At 55.4% G+C, this 25,008-nt stretch carries 22 protein-coding genes; 11 read left to right on the top strand and 11 right to left on the bottom strand.

From position 1 onward, the window contains the following. Nucleotides 1–490 precede the first annotated feature (490 nt). From ACP5OT_RS17235 to ACP5OT_RS17215, 5 genes are all read right to left on the bottom strand, one after another. On the bottom strand, nt 491–1,741 hold the full coding sequence (locus ACP5OT_RS17235; protein WP_424676913.1) for a hypothetical protein: 1,251 nt from the start codon (nt 1,739–1,741) through the stop codon (nt 491–493). A 286-nt stretch (nt 1,742–2,027) separates the two neighbouring features. Continuing rightward, complete coding sequence (locus ACP5OT_RS17230; protein ID WP_428132835.1) at nt 2,028–2,510, bottom strand: hypothetical protein; 483 nt, start codon at nt 2,508–2,510, stop codon at nt 2,028–2,030. A 46-nt stretch (nt 2,511–2,556) separates the two neighbouring features. Next, on the bottom strand, nt 2,557–3,096 hold the full coding sequence (locus tag ACP5OT_RS17225) for a hypothetical protein (RefSeq protein ID WP_424676915.1): 540 nt from the start codon (nt 3,094–3,096) through the stop codon (nt 2,557–2,559). Further along, entirely contained in the window at nt 3,093–3,731 is a 639-nt protein-coding gene (locus tag ACP5OT_RS17220; RefSeq protein ID WP_424676916.1) for a ribonuclease HII, read from the bottom strand. Before ACP5OT_RS17220 ends, ACP5OT_RS17225 begins: the two co-directional genes overlap by 4 nt. Further along, nucleotides 3,709–4,338: a class I SAM-dependent methyltransferase gene (locus ACP5OT_RS17215; protein WP_428132833.1), complete on the bottom strand. Its 630-nt coding sequence runs from the start codon at nt 4,336–4,338 to the stop codon at nt 3,709–3,711. The genes ACP5OT_RS17220 and ACP5OT_RS17215 overlap by 23 nt, the downstream gene beginning before the upstream one ends. Nucleotides 4,339–4,474: 136 nt before the next feature. On the opposite strand from ACP5OT_RS17215, the gene ACP5OT_RS17210 reads away from it, so the two are divergent. After that, nucleotides 4,475–5,674: an aspartate aminotransferase family protein gene (locus ACP5OT_RS17210; protein ID WP_424676918.1), complete on the top strand. Its 1,200-nt coding sequence runs from the start codon at nt 4,475–4,477 to the stop codon at nt 5,672–5,674. Nucleotides 5,675–5,791: 117 nt separating this feature from the next. Then, a complete protein-coding gene (locus ACP5OT_RS17205) occupies nt 5,792–7,084 on the top strand; it encodes an adenylosuccinate synthase (RefSeq protein WP_424676919.1) in 1,293 nt (430 codons plus the stop codon). Here the strand turns inward: ACP5OT_RS17205 and ACP5OT_RS17200 are convergent. From ACP5OT_RS17200 to mltG, 4 genes are read right to left on the bottom strand one after another with little or no spacing between them, the layout of a single operon-like run. Then, a complete protein-coding gene (locus tag ACP5OT_RS17200) occupies nt 7,081–7,860 on the bottom strand; it encodes a nucleotidyltransferase family protein (protein ID WP_424676920.1) in 780 nt (259 codons plus the stop codon). The two genes, ACP5OT_RS17205 and ACP5OT_RS17200, sit on opposite strands and share 4 nt — an antisense overlap. 16 nt (nt 7,861–7,876) lie before the next feature. Beyond that, nucleotides 7,877–8,617 (bottom strand): prepilin peptidase, encoded by a 741-nt coding sequence (locus ACP5OT_RS17195; RefSeq protein WP_424676921.1) that lies wholly within the window; start codon nt 8,615–8,617, stop codon nt 7,877–7,879. Then, nucleotides 8,614–9,471 (bottom strand): shikimate dehydrogenase, encoded by an 858-nt coding sequence (gene aroE, locus ACP5OT_RS17190; protein ID WP_424676922.1) that lies wholly within the window; start codon nt 9,469–9,471, stop codon nt 8,614–8,616. Before aroE ends, ACP5OT_RS17195 begins: the two co-directional genes overlap by 4 nt. Then, nucleotides 9,450–10,532, bottom strand: coding sequence for an endolytic transglycosylase MltG (gene mltG / locus ACP5OT_RS17185; RefSeq protein ID WP_424676923.1), 1,083 nt, complete (start codon nt 10,530–10,532; stop codon nt 9,450–9,452). Before mltG ends, aroE begins: the two co-directional genes overlap by 22 nt. Before the next feature lie 331 nt (nt 10,533–10,863). On the opposite strand from mltG, the gene thrC reads away from it, so the two are divergent. The 3 genes from thrC to rlmD are packed head-to-tail and all read left to right on the top strand — an operon-like array spanning nt 10,864 to nt 14,422. Beyond that, complete coding sequence (gene thrC, locus ACP5OT_RS17180; RefSeq protein WP_424676924.1) at nt 10,864–12,189, top strand: threonine synthase; 1,326 nt, start codon at nt 10,864–10,866, stop codon at nt 12,187–12,189. Nucleotides 12,190–12,219: 30 nt separating this feature from the next. Further along, nucleotides 12,220–13,215 carry an STAS domain-containing protein gene (locus ACP5OT_RS17175; protein ID WP_424676925.1) on the top strand — a complete coding sequence of 332 codons (996 nt, stop codon included), beginning with the start codon at nt 12,220–12,222 and terminating at the stop codon, nt 13,213–13,215. 10 nt (nt 13,216–13,225) lie between these two features. After that, complete coding sequence (rlmD, locus tag ACP5OT_RS17170) at nt 13,226–14,422, top strand: 23S rRNA (uracil(1939)-C(5))-methyltransferase RlmD (RefSeq protein WP_428113475.1); 1,197 nt, start codon at nt 13,226–13,228, stop codon at nt 14,420–14,422. Between the two features lie 118 nt (nt 14,423–14,540). Here rlmD and ACP5OT_RS17165 read toward each other — a convergent pair whose 3' ends face one another. Further along, nucleotides 14,541–15,266, bottom strand: coding sequence for a plastocyanin/azurin family copper-binding protein (locus ACP5OT_RS17165; RefSeq protein WP_424676927.1), 726 nt, complete (start codon nt 15,264–15,266; stop codon nt 14,541–14,543). Nucleotides 15,267–15,371: 105 nt separating this feature from the next. Between ACP5OT_RS17165 and ACP5OT_RS17160 the strand changes: the two genes are divergently transcribed. The 6 genes from ACP5OT_RS17160 to ACP5OT_RS17135 all read left to right on the top strand — a co-directional run bounded on the left by ACP5OT_RS17160 (nt 15,372) and on the right by ACP5OT_RS17135 (nt 24,068). After that, nucleotides 15,372–16,283: a DMT family transporter gene (locus tag ACP5OT_RS17160; RefSeq protein ID WP_424676928.1), complete on the top strand. Its 912-nt coding sequence runs from the start codon at nt 15,372–15,374 to the stop codon at nt 16,281–16,283. A gap of 142 nt (nt 16,284–16,425) precedes the next feature. Further along, nucleotides 16,426–19,251, top strand: a complete 2,826-nt coding sequence (locus tag ACP5OT_RS17155) for a response regulator (protein ID WP_428113478.1) — start codon at nt 16,426–16,428, stop codon at nt 19,249–19,251. After that, nucleotides 19,248–21,296, top strand: a complete 2,049-nt coding sequence (locus ACP5OT_RS17150) for a cellulose biosynthesis cyclic di-GMP-binding regulatory protein BcsB (RefSeq protein WP_428113480.1) — start codon at nt 19,248–19,250, stop codon at nt 21,294–21,296. Before ACP5OT_RS17155 ends, ACP5OT_RS17150 begins: the two co-directional genes overlap by 4 nt. A 3-nt stretch (nt 21,297–21,299) precedes the next feature. Then, nucleotides 21,300–23,270, top strand: coding sequence for a glycosyltransferase (locus ACP5OT_RS17145; RefSeq protein ID WP_424676931.1), 1,971 nt, complete (start codon nt 21,300–21,302; stop codon nt 23,268–23,270). 6 nt (nt 23,271–23,276) lie between these two features. Further along, nucleotides 23,277–23,642 carry an STAS domain-containing protein gene (locus tag ACP5OT_RS17140; RefSeq protein ID WP_424676932.1) on the top strand — a complete coding sequence of 122 codons (366 nt, stop codon included), beginning with the start codon at nt 23,277–23,279 and terminating at the stop codon, nt 23,640–23,642. 15 nt (nt 23,643–23,657) lie between these two features. After that, nucleotides 23,658–24,068 carry an ATP-binding protein gene (locus ACP5OT_RS17135; protein WP_424676933.1) on the top strand — a complete coding sequence of 137 codons (411 nt, stop codon included), beginning with the start codon at nt 23,658–23,660 and terminating at the stop codon, nt 24,066–24,068. A 61-nt stretch (nt 24,069–24,129) separates the two neighbouring features. On the opposite strand, the gene ACP5OT_RS17130 is transcribed toward ACP5OT_RS17135, so the two are convergent. Then, nucleotides 24,130–24,516, bottom strand: a complete 387-nt coding sequence (locus tag ACP5OT_RS17130; RefSeq protein ID WP_424676934.1) for a LysM peptidoglycan-binding domain-containing protein — start codon at nt 24,514–24,516, stop codon at nt 24,130–24,132. Between the last annotated feature and the right edge of the window lie 492 nt (nt 24,517–25,008).

Here is a 25,008-nt window from a genome sequence, read left to right as displayed (position 1 = left end):
GCGTCAGTCCGCGCGCGATACCGCCTTTTTGTCATTCCGAGCGGAGCGAGGAATCTGAGCGGGTTGGGTACGACCCCTCGCTATGCTCGGGGTGACAATGGAGGAAGCGGCGCGGGGTGACCAGACCCCTCGCTGCGCTCGGGGTGACAATGGAGGAAGCGGCGCGCGGTGACCAGACCCCTCGCTATGCTCGGGGTGACAATGGAGGAAGCGGCGCGGGGTGACAAGACCCCTCGCTGCGCTCGGGGTGACAATGGAGGACGGTCACGGGTAACACGAAACATTTGTGTGGTTCGCCATGGGGAGCGTGCATAGCAGCCGTCTTCGGATTGGGATACCCTTACAACCACGTGGTGCGCCAAACCCGCCCAACCTACCCCGGCCCTGCGGCAATCGCGCACCGCCCAACCCGCTCATCCACGCGATTGCCGCCATCGGCACCTCTATCCTATTATGCGGAAGATACTCGGTCAATCGGTAGCACCGTATCTCATTCGTCCGGGTTGCCGTATTCGTTACTATCTGCCGGGTTGGGATCGACGAAACTTTGATCAGGTGGTGTCGTCGGATTATTATCTAACCCGATCTGTGGCACTGGCTGCGGGTTAGCAATAGTGTCGGTCGTTTGCGTGACGGTGAACGTCGCGATCACTAACTGCTGGCTCACTGCGCCTTGAGCCGTCAATTGGTAAAAACCAACCGGTAATCGCTCATCGAGAAATAGCTCGACCATAAACTGACCGGCTACCGGATCGGCAAAGGTTGAGGGAAAGCCACGCACTGCGCCATCGGGCATCGTCAACCACAGATCAACCCGCTCACCGGGGAAGAAGAGATCGCCATTGGCGTAGAAGATCGAACGCTGCGGTGCGGTAGCTCCGGCGGGCACGACTACTGACAAGCGAGCTGGGCCACGTGGTGTTACCGGCCGCGATCGCAATTCAACGTGAGCAAAAGCCCGAAAACCACTCGTATTACCAAGGGCTGTTACGGTATATCGTCCAACCGGATTTTTACCCTCAAACTGGAATGAAGTTGAAACAGCACCGTTAGCGCTTGCTTGGACTACCTGCTGGCCGGGCGGGAAGTCGATAACGGTACCATCAGGTGCGGTTAACCAGAACGATACCAGCTCACCTCCGATAAATCCGCGCCCATCAATTTCGAGGATCTGGCCTTGTTGGATAACATTGGTATCTTGTCCGTTGAGGGTTGCGCGTAAGATCACATTCCCGTTCGGCCCCGGTCGCCCACCGGGAATGACGACGAAGAATGCTGAAGCAGTGTTCGCACCACCGCTGCTGAGACCACGTCCGGTCAGTTGATAACAACCGTAGGGCCACGTCCCCGGTACCGTCAGATTGAGCGAGAGTTGTCCGGCTTCGTTGGTAAAGCGGGCAAATTGAACATTTGTCGGCATATCAATAACCCCATCGAGCAATTGCGCTGCCGTGATGGTAAAGATACGACCATCGGGGAACGTAATATCTACTTCAACCGGTTCAGGGCCAAACGGCGGAGCGAGCACACGGTAGTAATCGAAACGGGCCAACAGGGTTTGGGTCTGAAAAATCGCCGGCGCCGGTGCGTCAATTGTTGCACACGGTGCCAGTCCATGTGGGGTAAAGATTTCAATCCGTGCCTGTGAGGCTGACGTACCGTAGATAAAAATGGCGAACGTAAGTACTAAAACGATGCTCAGCCCAACTGCAAACCACAAGCGTAGCGACAGCCGTTTCATTGCTTCCCTCTTTGAGTTGATACGAGCCTGATAATGCAATGAAACTGTACTGCGCACAGTGGGCCACGAACAATCTTGGTAGATTACACTTTTATGAAGAAGAGATGATTTTGTGGTAAAAATTAGGTGGATTTTGTACTACTCTCTATCATAATATACGCATCAAAAACATAAAGAAGGGATACAGTTTTACTGTATCCCTTCATAGGATTTATCCTTGTTCAGAGCGCTGCAACTGGGTGGTTGGTGCGGGGGTGTTAAACCACAATCACCACCTTCATAGGATTTATCCTTGTTCAGAGCGCTGCAACTCTTCAACCCGTTGTTGTTGGACGTACAACGGTGGCACGCCGAACAATGCGCGTTCCCAATCGGTGACACGCGGATTAACTGCACCTAGCGACCAGCGTCCACCGATACGGATAATCTGGGTGCCGAAATGTTGAGGGCGACCCAACTCGATCAGGAGGCGATCCCATGCCATAGCACGCAGCGTCCATGCACGTTCATCACCAAGCTCGGTAGCACGCCGGGCGAAGCGATGGGCGTGGTGAAAATCGGCCACCGACTCACCGCAGATCATGACCAAACCGGCCAAAAAACATGCACGCTCATCGGTAATATACCCTTGCGCCTCCATCTCAAGCACCCGATTACAGCGCCGCCGGCGCTCAGCGGAAGTCGCAGTGGATTGACTATCAATCGCTTCACCGGCCAGACGGCTAAGTTCGGTAATCGGGTCTTCGGGTGAGAAGTCGTCCGGTTCCATATATGAACTCCTTCCACAGCAACGGCTGGGTAGGGCAAAAGAGGTTTTAGATATAAATACTATCTTCAGTGTACCACAATCGCTTGTCGGCACACCGTCGACACAGGACGATCCAGCACATTGTGCGGGAGGATGGGCAAGGTCGTCGGTATACGTTGACGTGATTGGCAGTGCCACAGCGTATGCAGCGCCCACCGGATCGCCAGTACGCCGCCCAGATGAAGGGGAGGGGTAAATGATCAAGCACGAGATGCAGTGTAATACCGATCACCAAAGGTTGCAGCCACGCTCGGCGATAAGCAAGTATCCAGAGAGGTGGCAGTACGAGCAGCGGTTGATGCAACCACGAGCGGAGCGAACCATAGCGAGGGCGGTTATCGTGGCGGTTGGGAAACAGATTGCGATAACGGTTGTAGTGGAGCGCACCGCTAATACTCCAATCACCGGTACGACTGATATAAAGCACGAGATGATCAAGATCGATGAGTACTCCACCGGCAATAAGACTAGCAGCGGCGAATGGACGGCGTGGGTAGAGGCTTACCGCGAGTAGCGTTGACCACAAGAGATGTTCGCGTAGATTCATGACGAGTCTGCCAAATCGAGAAGCTCAAGTACCGGCTGGAAGGTACGCCGATGGAATGGAGAAGGGCCGTGTTGCATGAGCGCACGGCGGTGAACAGGGGTTCCGTACCCTTTATGGAGGGCAAAACCATACTGCGGATAGCAGCGGTCGGCAGTTTGCATGAGGCGGTCACGGGTCACCTTGGCAATAATTGAAGCAGCCGCAATCGAAAGCGAACGGGCGTCACCGCGCACGAGCGACTCTTGTGGTACACGAATACCGGGTAGACGTTCGGCATCGATCAACAACGCATCAACCGAACAAGGCAACGACAGCAAGGCCAGCGTCATAGCAAGGCGAGTAGCGGGCAGAATGCCATAGGCATCGATGAGAAAGGCCGGCACCGTACCCACACCGATCCCACGTGCGTAGCGTTGGACAAGAGTGTACGCACGCTCGCGGGCAATGACTGTTAACTGTTTCGAGTCATCGACAGCGTCTAGCAAGCCTGGCCGTTCGTACACGATAGGATCCAACACGACTGCGGCAGCGACCACCGGCCCGGCCCAACAACCGCGACCGGCTTCGTCAATACCCACCAACACGCGATACCCACGTGCCAGCAGGGTTTGCTCAATACTTAGATCCGGACGCATGGGGTCTCCCGGTCAGTATCAAGACACTACTTGCCCCTACCACCACGCGCTGCACCTGCAACGGCCAATCACCGATGTGTATCACCTCTGGTAACTGGCGTGGAGTGCGGCCCAACCAGATCAGACGATAGATCAGATCGATCACACGCCCGTACCCACCTTCCAACCGTCCCCCATCAACAATGACCAATTGACCATCGGGAACAAGGACGCGCCGGATTTCGGCCAAGGTGGCCGGGTCGAGGATATATTCTGCGGGAAACGTAGCACAAACAGTATCGAAGCTAGCGGTGGGAAACGGCAACTGCCGAGCATCGGCACGCACCAGTCGTTTGGTAAAACGTGCTGCTCGCCGCAGCATAAACGGTGACAGATCGATCCCGACGACGCCGGCCCGTCCGGCCAGCGCCTGTTGCAGATAACCGGGACCACACCCGAGTTCCAACACTCGACCGCGCAACATTGGCACGGCGGCCTGCACCCACCGTTGCCAATACCCGGCCGAAACGAGCCACGCAATGAAGTCGTAGCTCCATGCAAACTCGTGGTACAGCCGGTGAAAGCACCAGCGAACTAATTGCCGGTAACGTGTTACGAATCTTGACATGAACGCTCACGTGATGACGTAACCTACCACCTACCGTTATACCATAACCCAACTGCAATTGTGCAGGAACGGCAACACTGTGCCGGTGGTATAATTGCGTGAGAAGGTTAGCCGATTGCGAAGGAAAGGACGAGCTATGACCGGCGAAAGCGCCGCAGACCTTATTCAAGCCGATCACGACTATCTCTTGCAGAGTTACATACGCGCTGATTTCGTTATCGAGCGCGGGGAGGGAGTATATCTCTACGATAGCGAAGGCCGGTGTTACCTCGATTTTGTGGCCGGTATTGCCGTCAATGCGCTAGGGTACGGTGATCGTGACGTGTTGCGAGCCATCAATGAGCAAGCTGCGCGCTTGATCCACGTCTCGAATCTCTACCACACCCGTCCGGCGATTGAACTGGCGGCACTCTTGGTTCAGAGCAGTCCTGCCTTCGCGAAGGTATTTTTCTGTAACAGTGGCGCAGAAGCGATTGAAGGAGCAATCAAGTTTGCCCGCCGCTACGCGCGTGCCCATTTCGGCGAAGGGAAGACAACGATTGTGGCGTTCGACGGTAGCTTCCACGGGCGCACGATGGGGGCAGTGGCAATCACAGCGCGCGAAAAATATCGTGAACCGTTTATGCCGGTCATGCCCGGTGTCCGTTTTGCCCGTTACAACGATCCGGCCTCACTCGAAGCCGTTATGGGCGATGATGTCTGCGCTGTCGTGCTTGAGCCGGTACAGGGTGAAGGTGGGTTGCGCGCAGCCGAACCGGAGTTTGTGCAAGGGGTACGAGCACTGTGCCAACGCCACAATGCTCTCTTGGTGTTCGATGAAATTCAGTGTGGCATGGGGCGTACCGGTACGCTCTGGGCGCACGAACAGCTTGGTGTACAACCCGATATTATGACAATAGCGAAACCACTGGCCGGAGGTTTGCCGATCGGTGCTATTTTGATGAGCCAACCGGTCGCGGACGCCATTCAGCCCGGCGATCACGGCACTACCTTCGGCGGGAATCCATTGGCTACCGCAGTAGGCGCAGTGGTCTTCCGCAAGGTTAGTGATCCGCATTTCCTCTCTCACGTTCAGCAGGTGAGCAATTACCTTGATGAAGCGTTGCACGATCTAGCTGCCGAGCGGCCTGATGTCGTCCTAGAATTGCGTGGACGAGGTTTGATGCGTGGAATCCGTATTGCCGGTTCGGCAGGGGCAGTCCGCGAGACAGCACATCGTCATGGGCTGTTAGTAGCTACGGCGGGCGAGGATGTTATCCGCTTGCTCCCACCGTTGATTATCGAGCCACACCATGTCGATGAAGCCGTGGCCGGATTGCGCGCGTCGTTACGGTGAAGAAAGTGACATGATGGCAATCAGGGAGAGAGCGGATCTACGTAGTCTACCCGAACGTAAGTCGTCGTAGTTAACAACAGTTCGGACATTACACGCGATGCAATAGGGAGAACGGCGATGCCTGTTGTTGCGTTGATCGGCGCCCAGTGGGGTGATGAAGGCAAAGGCCATCTCGTTGATCTACTGGCAGCCCGTGCTCGCTTGGTGATTCGTTATGGCGGTGGTAATAATGCCGGCCACACCGTGGTAAATCATCTCGGCACGTTTAAGTTGCATTTGGTTCCTTCCGGCATTTTTGATCCGGGTATCGTCAACGTCATCGGTCCCGGGGTTGTGATTAACCCGGAAGCGTTGATTAAAGAGATCGAAGACCTCGAAGCACGCGGCATCTCGACAGCCAAGCTGTTTGTGAGCGACCGGGCACACGTGATTATGCCTTACCACATCCAGCTTGACCAGTTGCAAGAAGAGGCGCGGGGTGAAGGACGCATCGGGACAACCGGGCGCGGGATCGGCCCGGCCTATGCCGATAAAATGAGCCGATCCGGCATTCGGATGGGTGATTTGCTGCACGAAGAGACACTGCTGAATCGACTACGCACCGTCCTCGAAGAAAAGAACCGCATTCTAACGAAGCTCTACAACGCTCGTCCCTTGTCGTTACACGACACCTATATGATGTATTTGGAATACGGTCGGCGATTAGCCGATCACATTACCGACGTCCATCCGATTATCCATCGGGCGCTCGACAAGGATTTGCCGGTATTGCTTGAGGGTGCGCAAGGGGCGCTGCTCGATATCGATCACGGTACATATCCCTTTGTTACCTCTTCGCCGCCCGGTGCAGCCGGTGCCTGTCAAGGTAGTGGGATTGGTCCGACGCGGATCAACTCGGTGATCGGTGTTGTCAAGGCGTATACGACACGGGTAGGCGAAGGGCCATTTCCGACGGAAGTTGATGGGATGGTAGCCGATACGTTGCGACAAATCGGTACGCCGTGGGCTGAGGTGGGAACGACGACCGGTCGATTGCGCCGGGTCGGATGGTTTGACGGGGTGATGGCGCGCTATGCGGCGCAGGTCAATGGTATCGATACATTGGCAATTACAAAGCTTGATGTGCTCGATGGTATCGAAACGCTCAAGATTTGTACCGGTTATAAGCTGAACGATACGATTCTCGAATATCCACCGACAACCACCGCCATCCTTTCCCAGGTTGAACCAGTCTATGAAGAGATGCCGGGGTGGTCGGAGTCGACCCGCAACGTTCGTCGCTTCGCCGATCTGCCTGATGCTGCCCAAGCCTACGTTGCCCGAATTTGCCAGTTGGTCGGTGCGCGACTAGGCATTATTTCGGTCGGGCCAGGCCGTGAACAAACGATTATGGTAGCAGACGTATTTTAGGAAAGAGGCTGCTCCCGATCAAGCCGAACGGCTGCCGCCCAACCGGCTGGTGTCCCGATATCGAGGGCGTGGCCGTGGGGAAAGGTAACTCCTTCGACGCGCAAACCCGACGCGATTGCTGCCTGAAAGACCGCGCCGATATGCAATTCGGCGCGGTTTGCTTCGTGTTGGCGAGCAGCTCGGTCGGTGGCAACAACCGTTGCCAAAAGATCGCTCAGCCGTGGCGACCAGATCGCCGCCATCCATGTCCACCGCAACGACGTCTTTGATGGCTTGATCACAATACCCTTCACCTGGCGACCATCGGTGGCAAGATCAACCATATCGGCGGTTTGCGGTCGCGCACAGGGGAAGAGGCCAAGGGTCAAATCAGGTTGGGCGGTTGCGTGGTGAGCAGCCAACGTCGCATACACATCGTCGGGCGATAACAGAACGTCAGGCAAGCCGAGGGCAACCGACCGGTCTTCGATAAAGGGTATAGCGGCTGCGAGCGTATACGCAGCACCGTATGGCTCATGGACCGTCAGATAGGCCAGATTCAACCCAAACGCACGCCCATCGCCCAAATAGGCGGGAATATCCCACTTCCCCGGCTTAACAACAATGAATGCCTGTGTGATGCCGGCACGTTGCCACTGCGCCAACAGATAGGTAATGATCGGGCGCGGTCGCAAACCATCAGGTTCCGCCCAGCCACCAACCGGTAACAACTCTTTGCTGCATGGTAACAGTCCCAGGCGTGTAGCCATCCCGCCGGCGGGGATCAGACCAATCATCGCAGCACCTTTTCACTTACAACCGGTAACCACCAAACGCGACGTACAGGAGAACACCCAAACACAAATACGCACCGTATGGCAAGTATTCCGGGGTTTCGCGGCCAAGCCGGCGGGCAAGTAAGATACCGGCTGCAACGATCCCGGCCATAAAGATACCGTAGATCAAAGCCGGCCCCAGATGACGCAACCCAAGGGCAGCACCGATAAAGATGGCGAGGTAAACATCACCCAATCCAAACGGAGCCGATTTGCCTGGGAAGAGGATTAACGCCAGCAGGTAGAGAAACAGAAAGCCAACTCCACCGATCAAACTACCGAGCAGCAGTTCGCGCCAGCCGGCACCGGCGATTGACCCCCAGATGAAAGCAATCAGGGCACCACCGAGAATGACAAAGGTGTAGATCCAACGGTAGAGCCAATCGACGACGCCCGTAACGATAAGCACTGCACCGACGAAGGCGAAATAGGCGAAGAGTGGGCTGAACCCGTACAGATCATAAAGCCGCCAGAGCCAGAGAGCGCTCCCGATTTCAACCAGCGGGTAGATCACCGGCAGCGGACGACCATCGGTGGCCCGGCCACGTTGGAGTACCCACCCAAGCACCGGTAAGAGCTGCCACCAGCGCAGTGGTTGGCCGGTACGAATACAGCGCGGCCACCCCCACAACCGTCGTTCGCGCGGCAAGCGAATGATCAGGATATTGAGCAGACTACCTAGCACCAGACCGACAACGACGACAAAGAGATCTATCATTGTCTGTGCTCCACCCCAAAAGCGGCCTGCCACATCACGTCTCGTGGCGCCGGATGCCCAGTCCAACGCTCGAACGCGAGCGCACCTTGCTCAACCAACATACCACGCCCATCACGCACGTGCGCGCCACGCATTGCGGCTTCTCGCAAAAGGGTCGTCTCGCGGTAGACCATATCATAGACCAGACAATGCGCTCCAACCGGTGGATCGGGCAATGGTGTTTCCCCATCGTGCCAGCCAAGTGCCGTAGCGTTCATCAATAACGTACACTCAGCCACGGCGTCGGCCACGGCCGGATCGGCCAACGCCAATGCCCGCACGCGCAGCGCCGGTTGCTCAGCCGCCACAGCCGCAGCTACATCAACCGCGCGCATAAGATGACGATTGACAATCGTGAGCGCGGCGACACCGGCATCGGCCAGGGCAAACGCAGCAGCCCGTGCGGCCCCTGACGCTCCTAAAATCACCACGGTTTGACCGGCCGGCGACCATGCCGCAGCAGCTAAATCGGCCAGCAACCCCGGGGCATCGGTATTCGTACCCAACAAGCGACCGTCGGGTTGACGGATAATCGTATTGACGGCACCGATCCGAGCAGCGATCGGTTCGATCTCATCAAGCAACGCTATGACAGCCTGCTTATGGGGCAACGTCACATTTGCTCCAAGGAACTCCGCTCGGCGCAGGTCGGCAATCCGCTGTGGTAATTCGGCAGCCGAGGTTTGTACGGCACGGTAGCGTGCAGCAATGCCGAGAGCAGCGAGCGCCGCGTTATGCATTGCGGGCGAACGTGAGTGTGCAACCGGATCACCGATCAAGATGATTTCCACCGTTAGGGTCGGTTCTGCTGGCACGCCAACCACTCCGCTTCATAGACACGAAACTCTTCGATAGTCGTTGCAAACTTATGCGAACCATCAAACTCGCAACTGGCGACAAAAAACAGATAGGGTGACGATTCATCGGGCTGAGCCGCAGCTGTGAGCGCAGCGAGGCCGGGAGCAGCAATTGGGCCTGGTGGCAAGCCGGGATTGATGCGCGTATTGTACGGACTTTGAATCGCCAGATCATCAACGGTCAGATTACGTTTCCACCACGTACCTTCACCGGGATCATAGCCAATCGCATACTGTACCGTTGCATCGGCCCCGAGCAACCCTCCACCGAAGATGGGGGCATATTGCGGTTTGAGACGATTCCAGAAGACCGCGCTAATACGTGGCATCTCGCTGAGGAGAGCTGCCTCACGTTGGACAATTGACGCCATTGTGACGATTTGATGGACGGTAACACCCGGTACCCGTACCGAACGCTCAATCGTGCTATACTGCTCAACAAAGCGGTCGAGCAGCTTACGCACGATTGTTTCGGCGTCAGACGAGGGGGCAAACCGATAGGTATCGGGGAAGAGATACCCTTCGAGCGTCGCCCCTTCCGGCAAGCTATTGAGCAGAAAATAATCTGCACGGAATCGGTCGCCGTCACGAGCAACGGTCAAAAAATCGTTTTCGTTCACGAGACCGGCAGCAGCGATAATCGCAGCGATCTCTTCGAGGCGCAATCCTTCCGGGATCGTGATCTGAATATCGTTGACCACCTTTCCGCTCTGTAAGACGATCAGAATCTCGCTCATTGTCATCGTCGGGCTGAGCACATAGCGCCCGGCCTGTATCTGCTGATCGAGACCGCGCCAGCGTACCAATGCGCGAAAGAGGGCCGGTTGGCGGATCAAACCGGCTTCGGCCAACCGATTCGCAATATCGTTGGTTGTTTCACCGGGGGCGACGATAAACTCAACCGGTGTGTTGGTAGTCGCCGGTGTCGCCCGCAATTCACTCAAGAAGACATAACCCGCACACGAGACTACCAGTGCTAGGAGCGAAAGACCGAATAAGAGGGCGCGGACATGCCGCATCGTGATAACCTCCCTTGTGCTGAGAACGGCACCGTACATTCATCAACAAAGGTCTAGGTGATGTTGCTGTTAGATACCGATCAGGGCAGACTGTACCGTTGTTCTGTACCAGAGGTATTATAACAGACGCTTTCATTGTGATACGGTTGCCATACTGCGGATGTACGAACCGTGCGTTCAATGGTATGATAACGGCGAATCAGCGCCTCGGCGACGAGCGGGATTGACTATCAAACAGGCATGACGTTTGTACCGGCACAGATTAAGGATAAGGGAGCAACCTAAACATGCCCCTGCCGCTTCCATATTTCTGCAACAGGAGCGAGAAACAATGTATCACGCTTGGTTTGCCGCTCAAGATGACCCCAACGAGCGTTATCCGCTCACAGAAGTAGTGTACTACAGTCGATCAGGCGGGTTATTGGAAGTGCAGCATGACATGGCGGCACTAGCTCAACGCAGCCCTGAAGAGTGGAAACGACTATTCGATGAGCGCTGGATGCGCACTACATGGCCGTATGGCAGTGGCGTATGGGGCAAGAAAGAGTGGGTCTGCCCAATTGTCGATAACGAAAATGTCGTCAGTATGTTTGAAGGCGGGACCAACCTCTTCTGGGCCGAACGGTTTGGGCGTGAGATCGGGCTAGAAGATTTGTGGATCAAGATGTGTGGTAATTCGCACACCGGCTCGTTCAAAGATCTCGGAATGACGGTGCTGGTCAGCGTTGTCAAGCAGATGATCAGTGAGGGTAAACCGATCCGTGCGATTGCCTGTGCCTCAACCGGTGATACATCGGCAGCGTTGGCTGCATACGGTGCGGCTGCCGGTATTCCCACCATTGTCTTTCTACCCAAAGGTAAGGTGAGCATTGCCCAATTGGTACAGCCGGTCGCCCACGGTGCGCTTGTGCTGGCCCTCGATACCGATTTCGATGGCTGCATGCGGATTGTCCGCGAAATCACGGCTAATCCCGACAACGGCATCTATTTAGCTAATTCGCTCAACTCGCTGAGGATCGAGGGGCAAAAGACGGTTGGGATCGAGATCGTGCAGCAATTCGATTGGGAAGTGCCGGACTGGATCATCATTCCCGGTGGCAATCTCGGCAATACCTTTGCCCTCGGCAAGGGCTTGCTCATGATGTACGAGTTAGGGTTGATCGACCGCTTGCCACGGATTGTGACCGCACAAGCTGCTAACGCCAACCCACTCTATCGCTCGTACCTGACCGACTTTCGCGAATATCAGCCGATCAAAGCCCAACCGACAGCGGCGAGTGCGATTCAGATCGGCGATCCGGTTAGCATTAATCGGGCGATCAGCATCCTGCGTCGCTTCAACGGCATCGTCGAACAGGCAACCGAGCAGGAACTCGCCGATGCCGCCGCTCGTGCCGACCGCACCGGTGCATATGCCTGCCCCCATACCGGTGTAGCTTTGGCCGCGCTGATCAAATTGGTGCAACGGGGTGAGATCAAGCGCAGTGATCGAGTCGTCGTCATCTCGACAGCGCATGGGCTTAAGTTTAGCCGTTTCAAGGTCGAGTATCATGAAGGTACATTACGCGACGTCATCGGTCAGTATCGTAACCCCCCAATCGAACTACCACCAGATATCGATGCAGTACGCCGTGAAATCGACCGCCGGTTTGGATAAGTATGTTGTAGCAACCGATGAGGAGGTTGTGTGAAAATCGGTCAGCGACAGTTGGCCTTCGCCCTGATGGGTGGCATGGCCGTCTATGCGTTAATACGTGGATTATCGAATTTACTCGTGGGTGAATCACCACTTACAATCATTCTAACGCTCCTCATTTCAGCTATTTTTGGTGTGGCAACGTGGCTGTATTGGCGAGGGTGGGAAGGTGCCCGGTTTTTGGCTACTGGTGGTATTACGCTGATAATAGCTACCACCATACCGGTTGATAAACAACTGATTTTGATCTCTACGCCGCTGGCGTTTGCCGTAGCAATCACCAATACCCGATGGGTAGCTGGGGTAGGCTTTACCATCCTTCTCGTACTGCTCGGTCGTGACATTGCGACTGACAGCACCATCAACGGGTTTTTGGCTGATCTAGGTACACTGGTCAGTTATGTTGTGCAAGTCATCGTTCTTGCTACTGCCCGCTATGCGCTCGACATGGCCCGGATCGAAGCTGAACAAAATGCGGCAAATGCTCAAGCAGCGCGCGCCGAAATTGCCGAGCGGGCAGCGGCGATTGAGCAACAACGTAAGGAATTAGTCGAGCAGAATCAGCGCCAGCAAGAGCTGCTCGAGTTGGTTAGTCAATTGGAGACACCGGCAGTGCGCATTGCCGAAGGAGTGCTGCTTGCACCATTAGTCGGTGGAATCGATAGCCGTCGGGCCGGTAAGATCACCAGCCGCTTACTCGAACTTGTGCATGAGCGGCGTGTCAATCTCGTTATTCTCGATGTCGCCGGCGTGCCGGTGATCGATACAGCGGTAGCAAATGCATTGACCCAAACCGTGCGTGCATTGCGACTACTCGGATGTCGAGTCATCTTGACTGGAGTTTCGGCACAGGTCGCGTTAACACTGACGCACATTGGTATTGAACTGAGTGAACTCGATGTAGCTGCATCGCCCCAAGAAGCGTTGCAACGCTGGATGGATGAGCAGGTAAAAGTTGTACGGAAGCAGCGAAGTGATTTGAACTGAGGTTGTGGCTGTGGTGACGACATTTACGGCCAAAACCCTACGCAAAGCGGTGATGGCACGCACGCTCACCGGTCAGATGGTTGCGCCGCGCTGTCCGCATGCGCTGGAGTGTGGTGGTTGCGCATTTCAAGACCGGTCGTATGCCGATCAGGTCATCGCCAAGACAGACGTGTTACGTGAACTGTACGCAACCGGGGGGATTACGGTTGACGAGTTTATCGTGATACCATCACCAAATCCGTTTGCATACCGCACGCGAATGGATTACGTCGCTACGAAGGGCCGCTTTGGGCTGCGCGCGCGGGGTAAGTTTAACTATATTATCGAGCTAACCACGTGCCACCTGATTCCACCAACGGCTTTCGCGGCAGCGCGGGCTGTTTGGCAACGGGCCGGCGAGCTGGGGATCGCCGATTATGACATCCGTATGCATACCGGTTTTCTGCGCTACATCGTTGTCCGGCGTAACGCCATGGATGAACTGCTGTTGGCGGCGGTTACCGCAGCCGGTGGCGATGAAGAGACTATGACCCAATTAGCAATGACAGCATTAGCTCAAGCGGGTGTGGTTGGCTTTCACTGGCTCATTAATAACACGCTCACCGACGTTTCATTTGGCGAACCGCGACAACACTGGGGGTCCGCAACGTTGGCGATGCGGATCGGGGAAATGACGTGTTTTATCGGTCCCAATACGTTCTTTCAGAACAACGTCTATTTAGCTGACCGGCTGATCGGTGATGCTGTAGCTGCTGCTAACCCTAACCCGACAATGCGCGTCGCCGATCTTTACGGTGGGGTCGGTGCGATTGGGCTACACTTGGCCCGACGGGCAGCCGTCGTTGATTGCGTGGAGGCGGTAGCGGAGAGTGTAACCTTAGCTCGGCACAATGCGGTGGTCAATGGGATCACCAACTTCAACCCGATTTGCGCCGATACCTTTGACTACCTACACGCACAACCGAGCGGTAGCTTGCCAGTAATCGTGGCCGATCCGCCACGGACTGGACTAGGACCTCAGGTGTGTAAGGAATTACTAAGGATTGGCCCACAGCGGATCGTGTATGTCTCGTGTAATCCATTAACCCAGGTCAACGATCTTCATATTCTGCAAGCAGCATATCGGATCACCGATGTACGTGGCTACGATATGTTTCCACATACACCGCACATTGAAACGATTGCTGTCTTGGAACGAAGCGGGTAACAAAAAGAAGCCGATGGCCGACCCGACGAGACGAAGCTCTTAGCGAAGCCGCGCTAACAGCAAGGGCAGCCATTATGGCTGCCCGCCCTCGTCACTACCTAATCTTCCCCAACATACCCTACTGCGTCACCGTCAAAGTACCCTTCATCCCGGCAAGATAGTGACCGGGGAAGGTGCAGATGTAGAGATAGGTACCGGGCGGCGGTGTGCGGAAGGTAACGCTGCCGGTCTGACCGGCGTTAAGCATTGCCGTCCAGGCTAGAGCATTTGGTGTATCAGGTGGTGGGACAAACAGCGCGTCAGCGTTATTTTGCGCAGCGTTGTTAACAGCAGCAGCCACATCATCCCCACCATTGACCAGCACCCAGTTGTGTTGGACACCAAGGTTGTTTTGGTTGATAAAGTCAAGCTTCACAACCGTGTTAGCCGATAGCGACAGTGATGTCTGAGCGAACGCAAGAGCATTTGGATCAGGTCGTATCTCAACAGTTTGGGCCGGTGTCTCATTTACGACATTCGTACCGCCGGGCGCATTTGTCGCCTGCGCAGCCGGGGCCGTCGTCGGTTGCGTCGCAGCCGGAGCACTGGTGGGACGAGGGGTCGCCGTTGGCCGTGGAGTCGCCGTTGGCCGTGGCGCCGAAGCAATTGCACCACCTTGACCCACGTTGGATACGATCATGACGAGAAGCATGATGAAACCGACCCCAAACGCTAAGCCCATCATTACAATCAGGGGCGGCCCACCGGCGCTACCGCCGGAAAAGGTCGAACCGCCGTTACCACTACTGCGGCTGCCACCACTACTTCGCGGGCGAAAACTGCTGCCAGAACCTCGCCAGCTCATCGGGAACCTCCTGTTTCAAATCGTGAGATTAAGCACATACTCTAGTTTAGCATAAAATGAGAACTTGATAGGTAAAGGTTTTGTAATTTTAGATAAGAAGGTTGCATGAAAAATCAAACGACTCCTACCGTCCATCTCACCACGAGTGCTCCGCTGCTGTTTGTCCTATTGTGGAGTACTGGCTTCATCGGCGCACGGTTCGGGCTACCGTACATCGAGCCGTTCACGTTTCTGAGCATCCGCTTTGGATTAGTCCTACTCCTCCTGGGGATGTTAACCATCATCCTTCGTCAGCCGTGGCTGAGCCAACCAAGTGCTTACGGACACAGTGCGGTGGTCGGTATCCTGCTACACAGCGGCTACCTCGGTGGGGTCTTTTTTGCCATCGATAGCGGGATGCCGGCCGGTTTAACGGCGCTAATCGTGAGTTTACAGCCAATCCTCACGGCGCTGGTTAGCCAGTGGATGCTCGGTGAGCATATCGCTTGGCGGCAATGGTTAGGGTTGGGGTTAGGTTTAGTTGGTGTAGCGGCCGTAATCGGTGATAAAATTATGGTTGCCGGGCCACCGATCATTACGCCGGTAACGCTTGGATCAGCCATCATCGCCCTATTGGCAACTACTACCGGTACGTTGTATCAAAAACGATTTGGCACCGGTTTACCATTGCTGAGTGGAACGTGGGCACAGTATGTGGGTGCGTTGGCTGTTACCGGGCCACTGGCGTTGCTGATCGAGACCCACACTATTGAGTGGCGAGTAGAACTCATTGGAGCCTTGCTGTGGCTCACTCTTGTGTTATCGATTGGGGCAATCTTGCTCTTGATGTTCCTTATCAGAGCACGTTCGGCAGCGCGTGTCTCCAGCTTATTTTATCTAGTACCACCGGTGACTGCGCTTGAAGCCTGGATATTGTTCGGTGAACGATTAGGACTATGTGCGCTCGGCGGGTTGATTGTTGCTTCGATCGGAGTAGCGCTGGTGGTGACCACTTCCCCAACAACACAAAGCCGATAATCACGTAGTTGTTATCATTCTGTCATAGAAGCAGAAAAAAACCTTGAAAGGAGTAATAAACGTATCGTTTGATCAGATATGATAACGGTAAATACCGCAGACACACATAAACCGGTGTGGGCGGCAAGAGCGTGAGATCACTATGAACACACATACCGGCGCGGCACACACCTTATTTACCGAACTTCAGCAGCAATACCTTGCTCAACTGGAAGAGAAGACTAACCGCATCACGACCATCTGGACACGGTTGCAATCCGGTACGTATGACCGGGACGATCTGCGTGAGTTGCAACGATTAGCGCATAATCTTGCCGGTTCAGGTGCCACGTTTGGGTTGACGGCGGTTAGCGAAACAGCCCGCGCCCTTGATATTGCCTTGCAATCCTTGATCAGTGCTGATGACTTGCCTGCTGATTTCTCATCGATCGCCGGTCTCGTTGCTCAATTGCTAGAGACACTCCGCAACCCGCCGTCGGTGCTGACCACGGTAATTCAAGAGCAGCCGGTCACGACCACAACGTTAATCTATCTCGCCGGTCATAACCCCGAAGAGGCGACCGAACTTGCCCGTCAGATTACCTATTTCGGCTATAAGACTGAATGCTTTACCAGCAGTGCTGAATTATTAGCGGCAATTGCGCGTGAGGCACCACAATTAGTGATTATCGATCTGCATCTAGCGGAGGGACCGCAGAGCGGGATTGCGGCAGCCGCCGTCGTGCATGATCGGTATGGGGATCGCATACCGATCATCTTTACCGCGAACAGTGCCGATTTTACCTTGCGGCTAGCTGCCGTGCGTGCCGGAGGGCGCGGATATTTTACGCGCCCTATTGATCTTGGGGTATTGATCGACCAGATCGATCAGATGACCCAACGCACGATTAGCGAACCGTACACAGTGCTGATCATCGATGACTCGCCGCTGATGGCTGAAGTATACGCACTAGCGTTACGGGCTGCCGGTATGCAAGTGATCGCAACGACCGACCCACTGGAAGCGCCGACGTTGCTGGCCGAGCAGCAACCTGATCTGATCTTACTCGATATCTATATGCCGGGCTGTAGTGGGCAAGAGTTAGCCGCTGTGATTCGTCAACAACCGGAATACCACAGTATCCCGATCGTGTTCTTGTCGGGTGAAACTGACCGTTCGGCGCAATTGGCCGCGTTGGCGCGTGGCGGCGATGACTTCCTCACTAAACCGATTAATCTCGAACACCTGGTAGCAGCAGTGAGTTCTCGCATTCAACGTGCCCGCGCCATTCGGAGCCTGATGGTACGTGACGGCTTGACCGGCTTGTTTAACCACAGTGTGTCGCAGGATCTCTTGATGCGAGAAGTAGCGCGTGCACGGCGGAATGGGCAATCGTTATCGGTCGTGTTAATCGATATTGACCATTTTAAACAAGTGAACGATCGCCACGGCCACCAAGTGGGTGACCGCGTCCTGAAAAGTCTGGCCCGCCTTCTCCGTCAACGTTTACGGACAACCGATGTGATTGGGCGCTACGGCGGTGAAGAGTTTTTGGTTGTTATGCCCGACACGCGCGCTGCGAGCGCAGCGATGGTGATCGATAGCCTGCGCGAACGATTTGCCCATATCGAGCACCAGCGCGAAGGTGAGCCGTTGCGTGTCACCTTCTCTGCCGGCGTTGCCGAGTGGAGTTTGGGGATGGACACCGGTTCGTTACTTGAAAAAGCCGATACAGCACTGTATCAGGCTAAAAACCAAGGTCGTAATCTCGTTGTGATTGCCGATACGCACTCGGTGCAAGTGCCGCAACGCCGTACTCTGCCACCCTCACCGAGCCAAACTTATCAGGCGCCGGTCGTTTTGGTAGTGGACGACGACCCGAACATTTGTCGCTTGCTCCAAATTTGGTTGGTTGATGCGGGCTACCGGGTGGAGATAGCGCAGAGCGGTTTCGAGGCTTTGCAGCGCATTGTCCAAGGTGGGATTGATGTTGCCCTCATCGATATTCTGATGCCGGAACTGAGTGGTATTGATGTCCTCGATCAGATACGCCGGATCGGTCCAGAACCGGCGGTGATAATGACGACAGCCTTCGGTTCGGAACAGATCGCGGTGAATGCGATCCGTCACGGCGCCGACGATTACCTGCGCAAACCGATCGACCGGCAAGAGCTACTGGTCGTTTTGGAACGGACACTCACTAATCTACGCCTCCAACGAGAAAATGCAGCGTTACAACGCCGGTTGGAGCAGAAACGTCGTGAGCTAGAAGCCGAGATCAAGCACGCTGCCCAGATCCAAGCCGAAATGCTGCCGCAGCAAATGCCACGCTTACCGGGCTACACCATTGCCGCTCGGTGCATTCCGGCTCGTGATGTGGGTGGTGATTTCTACGACTGGCACTTCCCCGCTCCACACTTGCTTAATCTGACCTTTGGCGATGTGATGGGCAAAGGGATGTCGGCGGCACTGTTAATGACAACAACCCGCGCCGTCATCCGTTCGGTGGCGCGGGAAACATCGCCAGAAGTAAATATGCGGTATGCCGTCAATGCCCTCTATGCCGATCTGGACCGGACGAGTAGTTTTGTCACCCTGTGCCATTCGCAGTTGAATCTGAACACACATACCCTGGCATTTGTCGATGCCGGTCACGGGCTGGGTTTCATTCGACGACACGGTGGACAATTTGATCGACTTGAACCGCGTGGTGCGCCACTCGGTATCTTTTCGCAAGAACCATACCGGCAAGGCGAAACAGTCCTTAATCCGGGTGATGCCTTCATCTTGTTTAGTGATGGTTTGCTCGATCCGTGGCCGGCATTGGCCAAAGATCCGTTTCTGATCAACGAACTGCTTGAAGACGGCATGCGAGCTACGGCGATAGTTGATCGCCTATTGGCGCTGCCGGCATTACTTGGTCCGTTGACCGACGATTTGACGGTCGTCGTGTTAGTTCGAGATTTGACACCTGAGGATAGCGTATGATCGTGTGGCGCTGGTGGATGGTAAGTATTCTTGCATTTTGGTCGATCTGCTTGCCGGCGCCGGTTGTTGCTCAAGGAACGGTATTACGCTTTGCCGATCTCGGCTATGGTGATCGTACAGCCCGTGGCATTGATGCGGTGCTTGACTACTATTTTCCGATACCACTTGGCTTACAACCGGCAAGTGACGGTGTGTTGACCTTGCGCTTCACGCATTCACCGTTACTCAAGCCTGATCGTTCGACGCTCAGTGTTGCGTTGAATGGGCAATCGCTGGCGAGTATCCGTCTCACCGCCGACAATGCTGAAAACGGCCAGTTGACCGTCTCTTTGCCGATTGCCGGCTTTAACGGACCGGGTTTGTTTCTCCAAGTGCAATTTCATATGCGATTGACCGATGACCCCTGTGAGGAGGTGCAAAATCCGGCGCTATGGGTGGTCGTAAGCGGTGATTCAACCCTCCGCCTAGATGTACAGCCGGTGACGGCAGGGACCCTCGCCAATGTAGCTGCCCTCTTCGCACCTTTACCATTGAGCGCGCCGGCAACTCGCCTACCGCCGACCATCGTGTTGTCTCCACCAACTGACCCGACATCCCTGAACGCTGCCGGTACAGTGGCGTTCGCCGTGGGCCGGTGGGCAGCCTTGGCCGGACAAGACTCCGTGATCAACGTTGCCGAAACGATCCCACCGCAGACACCGGCCATTGTTGTCGCTTATGGTGCATTACCGGATGGTGATTGGGGAACGGTGCGTTGGAATGGAAACAGGTATGAAGTTGACGGGGAACCTCTACCGGTTGACCATGGGTTACTAGCACTGGCCCCGATCACGCCACCGCGCTTATTGGTCGCTGGCGCCACACCGAACGCGCTCATCTATGCAGCGCAAGCACTCACCCACGCTTTGCCGGCAGCATCTGTGTTAGCCGTCACCCAGCCACCACCAACTACGGTTGCAGCGGCTTGGCGTGAGGGAGCCGCTAGCTTTGCCCAACTTGGGGTAGAACAACGGCAGGTGGTAGGCGCCGGTGAACATCGCATCGACTTTGCTTTCGAGCGACCACCTGCTTGGGATCTGCGAGTGGGGGCAACGCTAGAACTGCACGTTGTTACGGCTGCCGGCCTAATGCCCGACTCGTCGTGGCTGTCGGCAACAGTCAATGGAATAACGATCGGTTCACAACGCCTCCGCGTCAATTCTACAGCGATAGAACGGTACCGGTTTGAGCTTCCCGCCGATCTGCTTAACAGCGATCTGAACGGTACTCCATTACGTCGTATCGATCTACAGGTACGGCTCTACCTTGATCTCCCTAATATCGGTTGTGAAGAGGTGGATACGACAGCAGCGTGGGCGATTATCGAACCAACATCCGCGTGGCGCTTACCAAACGATCCGGCGGCAAGCGACGATCTCGGTCGGTTTCCGGCAATGTTGGATGGTGAGCGGCCGGTGCGGCTGGTCCTCCCGCCACAACCGGATCTGAGCGAGGTACAGGCCGGTCTTGAATTAGGGACCGCAATCGGGCGATGGAGAGGCTTACCCGATCTGCCGCCACCAATCTTACTTACCGCCGACACCCTTGGCGATGATCGCGGTGGGCCGCTGGCCGTCTTGGGTGATCGCAACCGCAATCCGGTCGCAACTGCTCTGAACTCCACTACGAATCTACCTTTTGTCTACCAACCTGGGCGTAGTACCCAAGCTACACTGAGTGTTGTTCGCTCACCGTGGCAAGCTCAGGCACGCATATTATGGATCGAAGCGACTGACGGTAAAGGACTGCAATTGGGGGTACGCAGTCTACGGGAACGGGATTTATTACAGGTCTTACGAGGATCACAAGCCCAGATTAGCAGTAATCTTGACATTACCGTCGTACCGTTGACGACGCCGTTAGCTAAACCGCCACAGACTTTGACCCCAACGATTGAGGTGGTGCTCCTCGAACGACTCCCCGTCTGGCAAGTGATCGGTGCCATTTTGTTTATTGCTCTACTGGCTACGGCAATCCTCGTGATTCGTATCCGATGGTGGCGGTAAGGTATGCAATACGCGCGGACAACCTTACTCCGGATTGGTTGGGGACCGGCGGAATGGGCCGCATTCCGCCGCGGTCTGATCAAGATTCTGGTCATCACTAACCTCATCCTTGGCGCCTACTATCTTCTCTGGCGAGGCACGGTATCGCTCAATTGGCATGCGTGGTGGTTTGCCCTGGCATTGTTCGGAGCCGAACTCTACAGTTACATCGGTAGTTTTCTCTTTGGCTTAACCGTGTTTCGGCTCAAAGAACGGGGCGAGCCACCGCCAGCACCGCCGGGATTGCGCGTTGATGTCTACATTACCTGTTACAACGAGCCGGTGGAATTAGTACGCAAGACGGTGCGAGCCGCCATTGCTATCCGCTATCCGCATCAGACGTATCTGCTTGATGATGGTAATAGTCCGGCGATGCGGGCAATGGCTGCCGAAGAGGGTTGCGGATACATCATCCGTTCACCGGTATGGCAGGGATTTGACCGTCATGCCAAAGCCGGCAATCTCATCAACGCCCTTGAACACACGACCGGTGATTTTATTCTGATCCTCGATGCCGATCAGGTACCGCTGCCAACCATTCTCGATTGTACCCTCGGCTATTTTACCGATCCGTTGGTTGCGTTGGTGCAAACACCACAGTATTTCATCAATGTACCGCCAGGCGATCCGTTCGGCAGCCAGGCACCGCTGTTTTACGGTCCGATTCAGCAAGGCAAAGACGGCTGGAACGCGGCATTTTTCTGTGGCTCGAATGCCGTACTACGCCGCGAGGCGCTAGCCCGGACCGGTATTCGCTTCTTTGTACGCGATGTCGAGCGACGTATTCGGCGTACCTTACGTGAAGCTGACACTGTCGTCAAGCGAGCTGAACGAACGTTGACCAAAGCTGACCGTCATCGCATCGCACCAGCGTTGCGCGCATTGCGACAGGCGGTGCGGCAGGCCCGGCACGAACTTAGCCGCGGCGATACCTTCCAAGAAGTAACCGAACGCTTTCAGCAGCGGGCAGAAGCGGCGGCACGTTTGATAGTAGCAGCGGATTTACAGCAAATAATGGCCGATTTGGCCGAGATACAAGCTGCTGAAGCGGCAGAGATTATGCGGTCGCTGAATGACGAAGCGATCTTGGCCGAGCTTGCAGCCCGCGAACGCTCGCCGTTGGCTGCCATTGAGACGGTGCGTCAACTGATACCGCTGCTCGTCAATGAAGCGATGGAGTATCTCCCGATTTCAACCATCTCGGTGACCGAAGATATGTCAACATCGATGCGCCTCCACGCATGTGGTTGGCGTTCGGTGTACCACGATGAGATTCTAGCCCACGGATTAGCACCTGAAGATTTGCGTAGTGCGTTGCAACAACGCCTCCGTTGGGCGCAGGGGACGATACAGGTTATGCTGCGGGAAAACCCGTTGACGCTCCCAGGGTTAAGCTGGGGGCAGCGTCTGGCCTATTTTGATACAATGTGGAGTTATCTGTCAGGCGTACCAACGATTATCTACCTTATATCACCGCCACTGTTTCTGTTGTTTGGCCTCTTGCCGGTGAATGCGTTATCGGCTGAATTTTTTTGGCGCTTAGTACCATATTTACTGATCAACCAGCTCTTGTTTGCTGTGATCAGTTGGGGGCGACCAACATGGCGCGGGCAGCAGTATAGTTTGGCGCTCTTCCCGCTCTGGATTAAAGCGGTAGTGTCTGCGGCTGCCAATGTCTGGTTTGGCAAGAAATTAGGATTTATCGTCACTCCCAAAACCCGACAGACCGGGCGATATTTTGGCTTAGTGCGCTGGCAACTAGCGATGATGATACTCTTAGCAGTCTCAATTGTCGTGGGATTGCTGCAACTAACACTGGGCTGGCGCAATGATGGGCTTCCCGTACTTGTCAATATTTTTTGGGCGGTGTACGATCTGATAATGCTTAGTGTGGTCATCGATGCTGCTTTGTACCAACCCACCGAGGAGCAGTAAACCGCTATGCTAGAAGAGTTTATGAAAGGGGCACTGATGGAAATTACCGTCAACCCGATGAATGAACGTGCAGTTATCGTCCAACTACGTGGCCGTCTCGATCTCTTGGTAGCCACGGAAGTGAAGCAGCGCTTATCCCAGATCGTTCGTGAAGGTTTCCGCTTGATCGTCGTTGATATGGGGGAGGTCAGTTTTGTGGATAGTTCAGGCTTAGGTGCGCTCATCGGTGGTCTGAAAGCAGCACGGCTCGCCGGCGGTGATCTGCGCCTAGCTAACCTAAACGCCCAAGCACAGGCGATTTTAGAATTGACAACGCTCAATCGCGTCTTGCGCCCATACCCCAATGTAGACGAAGCGTTGCACGCTGTGTGACAACAGATCTATCGTATGCACCGTATCGAACGCCATTACGAACTCAGCCCAGTGCTCGCAGAAGGGATCGACCAGCTCCACACCGCATTGAATGCGTTTTGGGCTGAAGCCGGAGTAGCACCGGAGGCGCAGATACGGCTTAGTACCGCTCTCGCGGAAGTGGTTGCGAATATCTTACAGTATGCCGTTGCCGCGGAAGCGGAGCCAATCCAGTTGCGGCTCCGCTGTACACCACACCTGATCGAGGCGCGACTCGTTGATCGTGGTCACCGATGGGAAAGGCCAGAGTCGACGTTCGTCCTCCCTGACGATTGGGAAGAACGGGGAAGGGGACTCGCAATCGCAGCAGCGATCCTTGACCGGTTGCAGTACCGTCGGCTGCGCGAGCGGAATTGTTGGCGGTTAGTGTTGTTCATCCACCCCTAACGCTGTCCGAAACATTCTACTCTAACCCTGCTCCATCTTCAACCACAACCAGGGCAGGGTCTCACGGTGTCGGCGTGGGTATTGGTTGTGGCGTACCGATTAACGATGGAATGAGTAACGTCTGACCGGGCTGGAGGAAGTTGGGATCGGTCAGATTGTTGGCTGCCACCAATTCATCAACCGTCACCCCAAAGCGTTCGGCAATTGTACTCAGCGTATCACCGGCCTGGACAACGTACAACGCGGCAACCGTTGGGGTTGGGCGCGACAAACTGGCATAGACCGTCGCCGTTGCATCGAGGTCGATGGTTGGGGCAGGGGTAATGTCGAGCACGACCGGCAAGGTAGGCAAGTTGTGCGGTGGCGGCTCGGGAAAGCACGCGGTTAGCCCCATACTCATCGATACAATCAGCAGCCCAATGAACCAAAGCCACACGTAGCGGATCACGATCACCCTCTCATGTTGTACTATTTGTCACAACTAGACATTGTAGCAGTCGCATGGGAGGGCGTCAATACAAATGAGTGAGATTCGGACGTGGGTTAAGACATCCAAGGTAAAAAATGAGGAACCTTACAACCAATAGACTTAGTTTGCAACACCTATACGGTACGCTGCATGCCCAAGGGTATCCATATCCGTCCGGTTCTGCAACGTCGCTTCGATGCCCTATCGCTGCTTCATGGCGCGCGCCGCACAACGGATGCCAAGATTTCTCGCTGCGCGCGAAATGACAGAGGGGGTTGCCTGCCCTGGATAGGGTGCGCGCCGCAAGCCGTCCGCCGCTCCCTGTCATGTCGAGCGCAGCAAGACATCTTCGATGCTGGGCACCGGTACTTGTCAGGTGAGCGCAGTGAGCTGTAAGATTTCTCGCTGCGCGCGAAATGACAGAGGGGGTTGCCTGCCCTGGATAGGGTGCGCGCCGCAAGCCGTCCGCTG

It is taken from the genome of Chloroflexus sp. (genome assembly GCF_049970315.1).
Lineage (GTDB): Bacteria > Chloroflexota > Chloroflexia > Chloroflexales > Chloroflexaceae > Chloroflexus.
Note: the sequence above shows the minus strand (reverse complement) of the source record. Positions and strands in the feature narration are given on the sequence as shown.